Raw genomic sequence first — 13,156 nt, forward strand, 5'->3', positions numbered from 1 at the left:
CTCACGCCGACGTCCGGGGCACGAGCTCGTCGAAGGTCCGGTCGGCGACGAGCACCGTCTCGGCCCCGGGCCCGCCGTCCCGGGCCCAGGCGCGAACGGTGTTCTCGACCCGGAACGCCTCGGCCGTGGCCGTGATGCGCGACGTGGTCTCGAGCCACGCCTTCCAGGTCGGCTTCTCGAGTCCGATCGCCCAGCGCGACTCGGCCGACGCCGACAGCGGGTCGCCGTCGACGATGCGGTAGGTCTCGCGGCTGTCCTCGGTGAAGACCAGGCCGTCGGGGTACTCGCGTCCGCCGCCGTAGCCGGGGTCGACGTCGAGCACCCACTCGCCCGTGCCGACGTCGTGCGAGACGCTGCGCTGCGGCAGGTCCGTGGCCGGCGGCAGGGCGCGGACGGCCAGGGGCTCGGCCCGCTCGGGCGCCTCGAACGCGACGCCGTCGTCGACCGGGTGCTCCGCCGACCCGTCGCCGGGCCCGCGCGTCCACACGGGCAGCGTCACGCTGCTGCGCGTCGGGTCGAGCGTGAGGGTCGCTTCGACCGGGTGCGGCCAGACCCACGGCCAGTAGGCGCTCGACACGGCGATCCGGAGGCGGTGGCCGGCCGGGAAGGAGTGCCCGGTCGAGACCAGGGCGACGCGCACGACCTGCTCGACCCGCGCCTCCATCGGGTCGTCGGCGCGGTCGCGTCCGTTCCGCTTGTTGAGGTTGAGCACGCCGCGGGTGACGAGCGTCGACGAACCGTCGGGGGCGACGTCGCAAAGGCGCACGACGACGGTGCCGTCGGGCACGTCGCTCGCCACGGCGAGGTCGGCGACGACGCTGCCCAGGACGTCCAGCGGCGAGTCGACCGGCAGGTCGAAGCAGACCGAGCGGCCGTCCTCGGCGCGCTGGTCGGGCGGCAGGTCGGTCGCGTTGCCGAACGGGAAGAAGCGCCCCGCGTCGAGGCCGGTGCTCTGCGGCGAGCGCACGACGACGGGGCCGTCCGCCCCGCCACGCAGCGAGACCAGCGGCACGATGCGCGCCTCGGTCGAGGGCGACGGCCAGGTCGAGGCCGCGACCCAGCGCCCGGTCCGCTCGGCGTAGTACGTCGCCGGCGGCTCGGAGTCGTTGATCCAGGCCCGCAGCGCGGGCTCCGCGTCGACGCCGTTGGGGCAGTCGAGCAGCCAGCGGTCCCACCAGCGCAGGGTCTCCTGCAGGAACCCGATGCCCGGGCCGGGCGCCAGCCCGCGGTCCGGGTACTGGTGCGACCACGGCCCGATGATGCCCTTGACCGGTGCGTCGACGTTCTCGACCAGCCGCAGCACGGCGTCGCGGTACGGGTCGGCCCAGCCGCCCACGGCGAGGACGGCGGCCGTGATCGACGAGTAGTCCTCGCAGACGCTGCCGTGCCGCCAGTAGTCGTCGCGTTCCTGGTGCGAGAGCCAGGTCGTCGTCATCGGTCGGTTGTGTTCGAGCCGCTCGCGCCAGCGGGCGACCCAGTCGGCGCCGACGACCTCGGGCCTCGGCGGGCGCGAGTTGAACGCGAACATCGTGCCGCCCCACGACGCCATGTCGATGCCGAGCACGGCGCCGCCCATGTAGTGCACGTCGTTGTCGTAGCGGTCGTCGGTCGAGCAGACGGTGACGATCGCCTTGAGCGCCGCCGGAGCCCGCCCGGCGAGCTGCAGCGCGTTGAACCCGCCCCACGAGATGCCGAACGCGCCGACCGCGCCGGTCGACCAGGGCCGGGCGGCGAGCCACTCGATCAGGGCGATGCCGTCGTCGAGCTCCTGCACCGAGTACTCGTCGTCGAAGAGGCCGTCGCTCGACCCCGTGCCGCGGATGTCGACCCGCACCGACGCGTAACCGTGCGCGGCGTACCAGGGGTGCCGCTCGCTGTCGCGCGGAGCCGTCCAGTCGTCGAGCCGGTAGGGCAGGTACTCGAGCAGCACCGGCACGGGCTCGTCGACCACGGGGGCCCAGATGCGGGCGTGCAGTCGCGTCCCGTCGGGCATCGGCACCCATTCGTCGCGCACCTCGACCTCGAGCGGGCCGCTGCCGTGCGGGCGGTCGGAATCCTGCCGCCCGGGGGCGTCGGCGAGGTCGGCGCGCGGGGCTCCGAGGGTGCGGACTCCCCCGGCCCACGCGGGCTCCTGCAGGAGGCGCGGGTCGCCCAGGAGGCGCGGGTCGCGTGCGCCGTCCCCCCGCTCGTCGCCTCGGGGGCCCGGGTCGGGTCGGCCGCTCGTGCTCACATCGCCTCCCAGCGCTTCACGTGGTGTCCGTCGCCGTGGTCGTCCCAGCCGTCGGCGTCCCGCCAGCGGGGCCGGGCGTCGCCCACGTCGGGCAGCTCGGTCGTGCCCGGGTCGAGGGTGGCGTCGAGCAGGGTGCGCGTGTACGGGTGGTTCGGCCCCTGGAAGACGCGTTCGGTCGGGCCGACTTCGACGATCCGGCCGCCGGTCATGACGGCGACCCGGTCGGCGACTCCGCGGACGACCGCCAGGTCGTGGCTGATGAAGAGGCAGCTGAGCCCCTTCTCGTCGCGGAGCCCCGCGAGCAGGTCGAGCACCCCGGCCTGCACGCGGACGTCGAGCGCCGTCGTGATCTCGTCGGCGATGATCAGCTCGGGCCCGGCGGCGAGCGCCCGGGCGATGCCGACGCGCTGGCGCTGGCCACCCGAGAGCTGGGCGGGCAGGCGCGAGGCGAACTCGGGCGGCAGTCCGACCTCGACGAGCAGCTCGGCGACGCGCTCGGGGCTCGACTCGCCCGTGAAGAGCTTGAGCGGTCGGGCGATCGCGGCGCCGACGGTGCGGCGGGGGTTGAGCGAGGTGTCGGCGTTCTGGAAGATCAGCTGGATCGACCGGCGCAGCGTCGAAGTGCGCCCGGCGACGGGCCGGGTGAGGTCGCTCTCGACCCCGTCGGCCCCGTGGAAGGCGAACCGGCCCGACTCGGCGGGGATCAGCCCGGCGAGGGCCGTGGCGAGGGTCGACTTGCCGCTGCCGGACTCCCCCACGACGGCGAGGGTCTCGCGGCGGCCGATGGTGAACGACACGCCGTCGACCGCGGCGGGTAGGCCACGCCCGTACCGGACGACGAGGTCACTCGCCGTGACGACCGGCCCCGTGGCGGCTGCTGCGGGTGCGTCAGGTGCCGCGGGTGCTGCGGGTGCTGCATGCTCGTCGCGCCGCGTTTCGTCCTGCACACCGTGACTGGTCGCGGTGCCGTGCACGGAACGCGGTGCGCTGGCATCGGAGTGCACGCGCGGGATGCTCGCGAGCAGCTCGCGGGTGTACTCGTGCTGCGGGTCCGCGAAGAGCGACGCGGTCGGCGCGTGCTCGACGATCCGGCCCTCGTGCATGACGGCGATCTCGTCGGCCATGGTCGACACGACGCCGAGGTCGTGGCTGACCAGCACGATCGCCATGCCGAGTTCGACCGCCAGGTCGCGGATCAGCTCGAGCACGGCCGACTGCGTGACGACGTCCAGTGCGGTGGTCGGTTCGTCGAGCACGAGCAGCTTCGGCCGCGCGGCGATGGCCATGGCGATCGCGACGCGCTGCTGCTGCCCACCCGACAGCTGGTGCGGGTAGCGCCGCACGATCGTCTCGGGGTCGGGCAGGCGGACGTGGCGCACGAGTTCGAGCACGCGGTCGTCGCCTCCGGGCAGGCCGTGGCTCTCGAGCGCCTCGCGCAGCTGGCGTCCGACGCGCATCGACGGGGTGAGCGCCTGGCCGGCGTTCTGGGCGACCAGGGCCGCCGTGCCACCGCGCAGGGCCCGGCGCGCCCGCTCGTCGAGGGCGAAGACGTCGTCCCCGGCGACGCGGACGCTGCCCGACACGACCCGCGACCCGCGCCGCAGGTGCGCGAGCAGGGTGCGGGCGACGGTGGACTTGCCGCTGCCGCTCTCGCCGACCAGGCCGAGCGCGCGTCCGGCGGCGACGTCGAAGCTCACGCCCCGCACGACCGGCACCTCGCGGCGACCGGCGGCGTACGAGATGGAGAGGTCGTCGACGCGGACGACGGGATCGGGGGCGACGTCGACGAGGCGACCCGCGCCTCCTGCGGTGGTGGTGGCGAGGGGCTCGTTCACGAGACCGCCCCCTTCTGTGCGCGGTCGACGCCCAGCGACTTGCTGAGCCCGTCCGCGCTGAGGTTGAGCCCGATGACGAGCGTGGCGAGGGCGACGACGGGGGCGAGCGTGCCCCACGGGACGACGGTGAGGGCGGTGCGGTTCTCCTGCACCATGAGGCCCCAGTCGGGCGTCGGCGGGTTGGCGCCGAACCCGAGGAACGACAGGGTCGAGATGAGCAGCACGATCCAGGAGGCGCGCATCGCGTACTCGACGAGCACCACGTCGGTGACGTTGGGCACGATCTCGCGGAACACGATGCTCAGCGGCTTCTCGCCGCGGGCGCGGGCGGCGGTCACGTAGTCCTGCGTGATCACGGTGCGGGCGGCACCGCGGACGACGCGGGTCACGGCCGGCGCGTAGATCACGGTGACGGCGAGCACGATCACCCAGAGGCCCGAGTCGAACACGGTCACGACGACGAGCAGCGCCAGGATCGACGGCACGCTGAGCAGGGCGTCGACGATGCGCATGACGACCTCGTCGAACCAGTTGTCGGCGTAGGCGGTGACGCAACCGAGCACGGTGCCGATGCCGACCGCGATCGTCGTGGCGAGGAAGGTGACGACGAGTGCGTACCGGCCGCCGTTCAGCGTGCGCGACAGGATGTCGCGACCGTACTGGTCGGTGCCGAGCCAGTGGGCCCAGCTGGTGCCGGTCAGGGCGGCTCCCGAGTCGGTGGCGACCGGGTCGTGGCCGGTCAGCACCGGGGCGAGCAGCGCCAGCAGGACGTGCAGCGCGATCAGGCCGAGCCCGATGCTCAAGGCCGAGGAGGCGCTGAGGCTGCTGGTCAGGGACGTCGCGCTCGCGCGCAGTCGCCTCGGCCAGCCGCCCGCGGCCTGCGGTCCGGCCGATGCCGGGCCGCCGACCTGCGCGCCCGGGGTGGCGGGGTCCGCGGTCGTGGCGACCCGCGCCTCCTCGGCGGTGCGGTGTCCGGTGATGCCCTGGCCGCTGTCGGCGGGCGGGGTCCGGTCGTGTGCGGGGCTCATGAGCGGGCCTTCCGTCGGGTGCGCAGCCTCGGGTCGAGGGCCAGCGCGATGAGGTCGGCGGCGAGGTTGCACACCACGTAGACGAGGGCGCTGACGACGGCGATCGCCTGGATCGTCGGCAGGTCGCGGTTGAAGACGGACTCGAGCATGAGCTTGCCCATGCCCGGGTAGTTGAAGACGTTCTCGACGACCACGACGCCGCCGAGGAGCCAGGCGACGTTCAAAGCGACGACGTTGAGCGTCGGCAGCAGCGCGCTCGGCACGGCGTGACGCCAGACGACCTGGCGCGTCGACAGGCCCTTGAGCTCGGCCGTCGTGACGAACTCGCTCGCCATCACGTCGATCGTCGACGAGCGCGCCGTCCGCACGATGTAGGCGGCCATGGCGAGGGTCAGCACGATGACGGGCAGCCAGATGCTCGGCAGCAGTTCGGCGACCGTCGCGTCCTGGCCACGCAGGACGACCGCCGGGAAGATCGGCAGCGCGATGGCGAACAGCAGCACGAGCACGGTGGCGACCATGAACTCGGGCACGCTCATGACGACCAGGCTGATCAGCGAGATCGCGTGGTCGCTCGGGCGTCCGCGGCGGACGCCGGCGATGACGCCGAGGGTCAGCGACAGGGTGACGCCGACGATCATGGCGGGCAGCGCGATCAGCATGCTGTTGCGGAAGGCGATCAGCAGGTCGGGGCCGACCGGCAGGCCGCTGACGAGCGACACGCCGAAGTCGCCGTGGGCGGCACCGGCCAGCCACTGGCCGTAGCGCACCCAGACGTTCTGGTCGAGGCCGAGCGTCTCGCGCAGGGCGGCGACGGCGTCGGGGGTGGCGTCCTGACCGAGCAGCTGCTGCGCGACGTCGCCGGGCAGGGCCTGCACCGCGAAGAACACGAAGAACGAGGCGAGCAGCACGGTGAGCAGGGCGGTGCCGACGCGGCGGGCGACCACGATCAGGGTCGCGGCGAGCGGGGACGTGGGGTGCGGGCCGCCGGCGTGCGGGCTGCTGGCGGTCTTACCGCCGGCGGCCGGGCCGCCGGTGCTCGGGCGGCTGGCGGTCGGTGTGGGGCTCATGCGCGGAGTCCGATCTGCAGGTAGTCGAACTCGAAGCCGAACTCGCGGTAGTTCAGGACGTTCCGGGACAGGCCGACGAGGCGGTCACCGAACATGGGGGTCATGTCGGCGGAGTCCTCGACGACGATGCGCTGGGCGTCCTGGTAGAGCGTCATGCGGCGCGTGTCGTCCATCTCGGCGCGGGCGTCGTCGAGCAGGCCGTCGAAGGTCGGGTTCGACCAGGCGCTCTCGTTGTACGACGAGCCGGTGCGGAAGATCTGGTTGAGCAGCTGGTCGATCGGGCGTCCGGTGAACCAGTAGCTGACCATGAGCGGCTTCTGCATCCAGATCTGCGTGTAGTACGAGTCGGACGAGGCGTTGCGCACGGTCAGGTCGATGCCCGCGTCGCGGACGGCGTCGCGGTAGGCGACCGCCATCGGGGTGAAGACGGATTCGTAGCTGGAGGTGTAGATCTCGGTCTTCAGTCCCTCGCGGCCGGCCTGCTTGAGCAGGGCGCGGGCCTGGTCGGGGTCGTAGGCGCGTTGGTCGTCGAGCCAGACGGCCTGCGAGGGAGGCACGGGGTTGTCCCAGCCGGGCGAACCGGTGCCCTGCAGGGCGGTGGCGACGATCGCCTGCGGGTCGTAGGCGAGCTTCATCGCCTGGCGGACGAGCGGGTCGCTGAACTCGGCGCTCGTGGCGAGCATCGGGATCGTGTACCACTGGGCGTCGGGGGCGCGGGCGACGGTGGCGCCGGCCGAGGCGCTGACGACCTGGGCGGTGGCGAAGTCGAGGTTGGTCTGGCTGATCAGGTCGATCTGGCCGGCGAGCAGGGCGTTGACGCGGGCGGTGGTGTCCTGGATCGAGAAGAAGTCGATGCCGTCGAGGACCGGACGGCCGGCGAAGTGGTCCTCGAAGGCCTCGACGCTGCCGGTGCCCGCGGGCTCGAAGCTCGACAGGCGGAACGGTCCGGTGCCGATGCCCGTGCGGCCGATGCCGCCGCCCTGGCTCGGGTCGGCGCTGCCCTCGGGGACGATGTAGCACTGGTACGCGGTGAGCAGCGAGGGGAACTCGGCGTTCGGCGTCAGCAGGTCGAAGCGCAGGGTGAGCGGGTCGACGGCGGTCATGCCGCCGGGGCCGATCATGGCGGCGAGCACCTCGCCCTGGGGTGAGGCGGTGTCGGGGTCGAGGATGTGCTCGATCGAGTAGATCGCGTCGGCGGCGGTGAAGCGGCGGCCGTCGTGGAAGCGGACGCCCTCGCGCAGGCGGAAGGTCCAGCTCGTGCCGTCGGCGTTGGCGGACCAGTCGTCGGCGAGGTCGGGCACGGTGACGCCGGCGTCGTCGAGCTTGACGAGTCGGTTGTACAGGGCACCGAGGTACTCGTAGGCCGAGAGCGAGCTGGCGGAGTCGAGGGTCTCGGCGGCGGAGGCGGCCGGCCGCGCGATGCGGAGGCGTCCGCCGCGGGCGGGGGTGCCGGTGGCGGCGGCCTCGGGGATGGTCGGGGTGCTGCGGGCGGGGGTGCAGCCGGCCAGGGTGAGCAGGCCGAGGCCGGCGAGCCCTGCGGCGCCGGCGAGGACGGTGCGGCGGCTCGGGCCCGTGCTGCGGTCTGCGCTGCTCGGGCGTGCGCCGCGGTCTGCGCTGCTCGGGCCCGCGCTGCCGTCGGCGGCTCGCGCCGGGCGGAGCGCGTGTTGGTGTTCGGGGACGATCGGTGTCATGCGGGGATGGCCTTCCGTTTATCGTTCGGGTGAACGATAAGGGAGGTTCGCGGCGGCGGCCAGCTCGCCGGAGCCCCGGAGGCGCGGCTCGGGACTCCCCCGCAGCCCCCGTTCTCCGCGCCCCGCCGCGGATGCGGGCGTGCTCGTGCGGCAGCGTGCACGGGCTGCAGTCTTCACCCACTCGTTACACGAGCTCGCCTCGCCGACGCGACCCGCGCCTCCGCGAGCTCGCCCGCTCGTCTCGGTCGAGTGGTCCCCGAACGTCCTTCCCCGCACCACGAAGACCGTTGTCGGACCACTCGATCGACTCGCCGGGGCGACGTCCGAGCAGGAGGCGCGGGTCGGCCCGCCCGCGCCCGTCACCCCCGCGACGGCTCGAGTGGGCAGAAGCTGCTCGTCGAGGACCGCCCGGCAGCATCTTCTGCCCACTCGCCCGGCTCGATCGGCCCCGGAGGACCGGCGTGCCCCTCGAAGCGGGACTCCTTCCGGTGCCGGGCCGCGCCCTAGTCTCGGCTCATGGCCACCCCGACCACGCCCCGCCTCGCGCTGGGGCGACCAGCTCTCGCCTTCGGGCTTCTCGGGGTGTTCGCCTTCCTGTCGGACACGGCCTTCACGTGGTGGACGTTCACCCGTCCGTCCGCGCCGGTCAGGTACGTCGCGGTCTCGTCGACAGACGGGTTCGACGGGTTCGACGGGGTGCAGACGGTCGGCGGCCCGTTGCTGCTCATCGCGGTCCTCTCGATCGGGTTCGCAGTCGCACTGCTGGTGGTGATGCTCGCGCACCGGCTGGTCAGTGCGCGTCCCGGCCGCGGTGGTCGCGCCTCCTGATCGTCCGGTCTGGTGGTGACACGGCCGAGCACCTAGCCTCAGCAGATGGATGCTTCGTCTCCCGCCAGGCGTCGTCGCCGCCTTGGCCGTCTCGCCCTCGTCTTCGGCATCGTGGGCGTCGCCGCCGCCGTCGGGTTGATGGTGATCAACGAGGTGGCGCCCGGCATGAGCGGTGCCGCCCGCTATTCCACCGCCCCGGCGATCGACTGGTTCACGATCATGCTGACCGTCGGCGGCCTGCTGTGGGGGCTCTCAGTCATCGCCCTGCCGACGGCGCTCGTGCTCGGGCTCATCGTTCTCGTGCGGTGGATGTTCGTCGACTGACCGCCTCGACCCTCCTGATCGGATTCCCGTGATCAACCTCGTCGCCCTCATCCCCGCATTGTTCACCGTGGCCGCTCTCGCAGTGGCCTGGTCGGCATCGGGCGGAACGACGACCCGGGCGCGCCGGTGGAGTGCCCGCGCTCTGGCGGTCTGGGCAGCCGTCGCCGTGGTCGCGCTCGCCGCGTTCCTCGTCGGCCTGCACCTGCAGCACGCCGACCTCGCCGTCTGGTCGGCGTTCGCACTGATCGCTGCAGCTCTTGCCGCCGTGACCGCGGCGGCCGCCCGCGTGGTGTCATCGCTCGTGCGGTGATCCGGTACGTACCGGATCGCCACGGGCGGCCTTGCCGTCTCTGGGCCAAGGCCTCAGGGCCCGCGGCTCAGGGCCCACGGCCCACGGCGCAGGGCACCTACCCGAAGGTCGAGACGACCGTGCTCGTGACCGTCGCCATCACCGCGATCGCGACTCCCCCGCTCGTCCCGAGAACGCCGAGCGCCGTGCCCACCCGCCACCGCCGACGCCGCCGAGCCGCGTCGTCGATGTCGCGGCGCAGGCGCTCGAAGCGGTGTTCGTGACGGAGCGTGTCCGTCAGCACCAGCGCCTCCGTGTGCCAGGTGCCGCGTTCTTCGGCGACCATGGCCAGATAGGCCAGCGCCTCGGGCGAGTGCACCCGCGGCCCGTTCATCAGCCACTTGCGAAGGCGGGCGGCCACGACCACCGGCACCGTCGGCTGCTTCTTGCCGACTGACAGCGAGGCCTCGCCCACGAGCACGATGACGGGCGTGACGACGACCTCGAAGTCGGCCGCCGTCGACAACAGCCGGGAGGCGCGGGTCGCCTCGTACGCCGAGTTGCGCGAGTGCGTGGTCCGGTGTCCGCCGACCGTCACCAAGCCGCCGCCGACCCAGACCTTTTTGCCGGCGTGGTGCTTCGTGTTGACGGTGAGGACGCCCGTCGGCCCGATGACGACGTGGTCGATGTCGGACTCGCCCGAGCCGACCGGGACGGAGTGCAGCACGGTCCACTCGGGCCCGAGCTCGGCGAGCACGCGCGCGACCTCGATCTCGCCGAGGGCGCCCTGGTACCAGCTGCGGGCGTCGGCGCTCAGGGGCGTGTGCCCGAAGAGGCGCTGCCGCCGGGTCAGTGCGGGCGCCTCGGCCTGGACGCGCAGGCACTCCTGCATCACCGAGTAGGCCGGCCGCCGGGCCTTCAACGTCATCGCCACGCTTCCGCGCGCCACGGTCTCGCTCATGTTTCCCCCTTGCCCACACGGTAGGGCGACACGTGACGTGCAGACGAGCCCCCGTTGGGGAGGTCAGCCCGCGCCCGGGTCGGAGGGCCCGCTCGAGTGGTCAGAAAACGTCCTTCCGCCGCGCGGGAAGGACACTTTCTGACCACTCGACATCCGATCAGCAGCACCAGCACCAGCACCAGCACCGGGTCGCGGGCGCCCTACGGCGAACCGAGCACGTCCGTCGCCGCCTGATCCGCCCGCCACGCCCCGACGAGCGTGCCGAACAGCAGCGCGACCATGCTCACGATCGCCCAGATGGCCATCGCGTCCTCCGACGGGCCCGTGACGAGCGGCACCACGACCGACCCCACGGCGAGCGCGCACCCCACCGTCACCGGCACGAGTGCTGCACGGTGCCCGGCCCGCCACGCCTCGGGCGACGCCATCACGTGCCGGAACCGGATGCCGGCGAGGTGGTTCACCCCGAGCCAGCCGCGGGCGGCGGCAAGCGTCGTACCGAAGACGACGGCGCACCCGGCGAACACGATGAGCGGAACGACGACGAGCATCCCGCCAGGCTAGGTCGCCGCCTCCGGACGCGACTCCCCCGCGCGGCCCGTTCTGAGCCGCCCTGGCCCACCCCGGCATGAACGAGTGGGCAGAAAGTGTCCTTCAGCCGTTCCCGAAGGACACTGTCTGCCCACTCGAGCCCGACGAACCCACCGAGCCCCAGGAAGAATCGCCCCATGCCCCTCGTCCGCATCGCCCCGACCGATGCCGATGCCGACGCCCGAGCCGACCTCCGCGCCTTCCTCGCCGCCGCCGACCTCACGCTCGCCGGTCTCGACTCCCCCTCGCCGCGCCTCCGGCTGTGGGTCGACCGTGACGCCACCGGCACGGTGGTCGGCAGCACCGGCTACGAGCTCAGCGCCGACGGCGAGCATGCCCTCATCCGCAGCGTCGCCGTCGCCCCCACCGCTCGCACGCGCGGCGCGGGCTCCCGTCTCGCCCGCCACGCCCTGGCCGACGCCGCCGCGCACGGAGCCCGCCACGCCTGGCTCTTCTCCCGCCGCTCCGGACCGTTCTGGCAGAAACTCGGCTTCACCCCCGCCGACCGCGACACCCTCGCCGCGGCCCTCCCCGACACGCACCAGGTGCAGCTCTTCCGCGCCTCCGGCCAGCTCGCCCGCGAGGTCGCCTGGTCGCGCCCCCTCGACGACCTCCGCCCGCCCACCCCCTAGGAGGCGCGGGTCGGTCCACGCCCGCCCCACCGGTCATCGAATGGTCCCGTATCGTCCTTCCCCTCCCCGCGAACGACGATCCAGGACCACTCGACCCCGACCCGCCGAGAGTGACACCCCGTACGATCGCCCCGATGGTCGATCTGCAGCCACACTCCCCCACCTGGGCCGACGACTACCGCCGTGAGGCCGAACGTCTCGCGACCGCCCTCGGCACCCGGGTCGACGCCGTCGAGCACATCGGCAGCACGGCCGTCCCCGGCCTCCTCGCGAAGCCGATCATCGACGTCGCCGCCCGCATGTCTCCCGGCACCGACCCGTTCGCCCTGGGCGCCGACCTGGTCGACCTCGGCTACGAACGACACGCAGCGGGCCCGAAGACCCACGCGGTCTACGTCCGGCTGGACGAAGCGCGACGCACGCACATCCTCCACGCCTTCCGCCCCGATCAGTGGGACGCCTGCAACCAGCGACTGTTCCGCGACCGCCTGCTGCGCGACCCGGTCGCGCGACGGCGCTACGCGACCCTCAAGGAGGCGCTGGCCGGCCTCGACGACGGACGCGCCTACACAGCCGCCAAGACCGAGCTGATCACCGACCTCGTCGCCGACGAGCGAGCGGCTCGTGGGCTCCCTGCGGTGACGGTGTGGGACAAGTGAGCCGCCCCCGTTCGATCGCCCCAGCCCGCTGCGCCCGATAGCGTCGATCCGATGAGCACTCGCACACGGATCGAGCTGGGCCGCCGCGCCGACCTCGGAGCCGACTGCGCCAACTGCTTCGGCCTCTGCTGCGTCGCGCTGGCGTTCACGAAGAGCGCCGACTTCCCGTTCGACAAGCCGGCCGGCGACCCGTGCACGAACCTCGACGAGCACGACGGGTGCCGCATCCACCCGCAGTTGCGCGAGCGCGGGTTCAAGGGCTGCACGGTGTTCGACTGCTTCGGGGCGGGTCAGAAGGTCAGTCGGCAGACGTTCGCCGGGCGATCGTGGCGCGACGACCCCGCGACCCGTGAGGCGATGTTCTCGACGTTCCCGCTCGTGCGGCGGCTGCACGAGCTGCTCTGGTACCTCGACGAGGCGGTCACGCTGGTTGAACGCGAAGGCGAACGCGACCTCGCACGCGCAGGCGGGCCCGCACACGCCGCTGCGCACGGCCGCACCCGCACCGCCGCCACCCCTGACCCGGCCCCGTGGCTCGCCACCTTCGAGCACGTCCGCCACCTGACCGACGGCACCCCCGACGAGCTGGCCGCCCTCGACGTCGACGCCGAGTACGACGCGGCGCGCCCGCTGTTGGTGCAGGCGAGTGAGGTGGCCCGGGCGTCCGTGCCCGCGCCTCCTCGGCGGTCGAGGGGCAAGGGGCCGACGCTCGAGCCGGGGAGCGACCTGATGGGAACGGCCCTGGCCGGGGCGGATCTGCGGGGGCGGACGCTCCGCGGCAGCATCGCGATCGCGGCGGACCTGCGCGGGGCCGACCTGGACCGCTGCGACCTGCTCGGTGTCGATCTGCGCGACGCCGAGCTCGGCGGGGCAGATCTGTCGGGGGCGATCTACCTAACGCAGATGCAGGTGAACAGCGCCCGAGGCGATGCGGCGACGCTCCTGCCCAAGGGCTTCGCGCGGCCGACGCACTGGGCAGGCTGGCGCTAGCTTTCGTGCCTCTGGCGGCGCCTCCGTC

At 73.1% G+C, this 13,156-nt stretch carries 13 protein-coding genes; 6 read left to right on the plus strand and 7 right to left on the minus strand.

Translation table 11 applies throughout. The annotated features are described in order from the left end of the window. Nucleotide 1 precedes the first annotated feature (1 nt). From IFT79_RS09875 to IFT79_RS09895, 5 genes are read right to left on the minus strand one after another with little or no spacing between them, the layout of a single operon-like run. The gene (locus tag IFT79_RS09875; RefSeq protein WP_342211813.1) at nt 2-2,230 is read right to left on the minus strand and encodes a CocE/NonD family hydrolase; all 2,229 of its coding nucleotides are present in this window, start codon (nt 2,228-2,230) and stop codon (nt 2-4) included. Next, nucleotides 2,227-4,065 carry a dipeptide ABC transporter ATP-binding protein gene (locus IFT79_RS16690; protein ID WP_192123859.1) on the minus strand — a complete coding sequence of 613 codons (1,839 nt, stop codon included), beginning with the start codon at nt 4,063-4,065 and terminating at the stop codon, nt 2,227-2,229. Before IFT79_RS16690 ends, IFT79_RS09875 begins: the two co-directional genes overlap by 4 nt. After that, nucleotides 4,062-5,093 (minus strand): ABC transporter permease, encoded by a 1,032-nt coding sequence (locus IFT79_RS09885; RefSeq protein ID WP_249407874.1) that lies wholly within the window; start codon nt 5,091-5,093, stop codon nt 4,062-4,064. Before IFT79_RS09885 ends, IFT79_RS16690 begins: the two co-directional genes overlap by 4 nt. Then, complete coding sequence (locus IFT79_RS09890) at nt 5,090-6,163, minus strand: ABC transporter permease (RefSeq protein WP_192123861.1); 1,074 nt, start codon at nt 6,161-6,163, stop codon at nt 5,090-5,092. The genes IFT79_RS09885 and IFT79_RS09890 overlap by 4 nt, the downstream gene beginning before the upstream one ends. Next, nucleotides 6,160-7,854: an ABC transporter substrate-binding protein gene (locus IFT79_RS09895; protein ID WP_192123863.1), complete on the minus strand. Its 1,695-nt coding sequence runs from the start codon at nt 7,852-7,854 to the stop codon at nt 6,160-6,162. Before IFT79_RS09895 ends, IFT79_RS09890 begins: the two co-directional genes overlap by 4 nt. 516 nt (nt 7,855-8,370) lie before the next feature. Here IFT79_RS09895 and IFT79_RS09900 point away from each other — a divergent pair. From IFT79_RS09900 to IFT79_RS09910, 3 genes are read left to right on the plus strand one after another with little or no spacing between them, the layout of a single operon-like run. Next, nucleotides 8,371-8,682 carry a hypothetical protein gene (locus IFT79_RS09900; protein ID WP_192123864.1) on the plus strand — a complete coding sequence of 104 codons (312 nt, stop codon included), beginning with the start codon at nt 8,371-8,373 and terminating at the stop codon, nt 8,680-8,682. A 45-nt stretch (nt 8,683-8,727) separates the two neighbouring features. Continuing rightward, the gene (locus tag IFT79_RS09905; RefSeq protein ID WP_157489944.1) at nt 8,728-9,006 is read left to right on the plus strand and encodes a hypothetical protein; all 279 of its coding nucleotides are present in this window, start codon (nt 8,728-8,730) and stop codon (nt 9,004-9,006) included. 28 nt (nt 9,007-9,034) lie between these two features. Continuing rightward, nucleotides 9,035-9,316 carry a hypothetical protein gene (locus IFT79_RS09910; protein WP_192123866.1) on the plus strand — a complete coding sequence of 94 codons (282 nt, stop codon included), beginning with the start codon at nt 9,035-9,037 and terminating at the stop codon, nt 9,314-9,316. Between the two features lie 97 nt (nt 9,317-9,413). Here the strand turns inward: IFT79_RS09910 and IFT79_RS09915 are convergent, their stop codons facing one another. Then, on the minus strand, nt 9,414-10,256 hold the full coding sequence (locus tag IFT79_RS09915) for a nuclease-related domain-containing protein (RefSeq protein WP_192123868.1): 843 nt from the start codon (nt 10,254-10,256) through the stop codon (nt 9,414-9,416). 200 nt (nt 10,257-10,456) lie between these two features. After that, nucleotides 10,457-10,807 carry an SdpI family protein gene (locus IFT79_RS09920; RefSeq protein WP_192123870.1) on the minus strand — a complete coding sequence of 117 codons (351 nt, stop codon included), beginning with the start codon at nt 10,805-10,807 and terminating at the stop codon, nt 10,457-10,459. Between the two features lie 177 nt (nt 10,808-10,984). On the opposite strand from IFT79_RS09920, the gene IFT79_RS09925 reads away from it, so the two are divergent. From IFT79_RS09925 to IFT79_RS09935, 3 genes are all read left to right on the plus strand, one after another. Continuing rightward, complete coding sequence (locus tag IFT79_RS09925) at nt 10,985-11,479, plus strand: GNAT family N-acetyltransferase (protein WP_192123872.1); 495 nt, start codon at nt 10,985-10,987, stop codon at nt 11,477-11,479. 134 nt (nt 11,480-11,613) lie between these two features. Further along, nucleotides 11,614-12,138 (plus strand): GrpB family protein, encoded by a 525-nt coding sequence (locus IFT79_RS09930; protein ID WP_192123874.1) that lies wholly within the window; start codon nt 11,614-11,616, stop codon nt 12,136-12,138. 51 nt (nt 12,139-12,189) lie between these two features. Then, a complete protein-coding gene (locus IFT79_RS09935) occupies nt 12,190-13,128 on the plus strand; it encodes a pentapeptide repeat-containing protein (protein ID WP_192123876.1) in 939 nt (312 codons plus the stop codon). Nucleotides 13,129-13,156: the final 28 nt, after the last annotated feature.

The organism is Frigoribacterium sp. CFBP 8759 (assembly GCF_014841655.1).
Classification (GTDB): Bacteria; Actinomycetota; Actinomycetes; order Actinomycetales; family Microbacteriaceae; genus Frigoribacterium.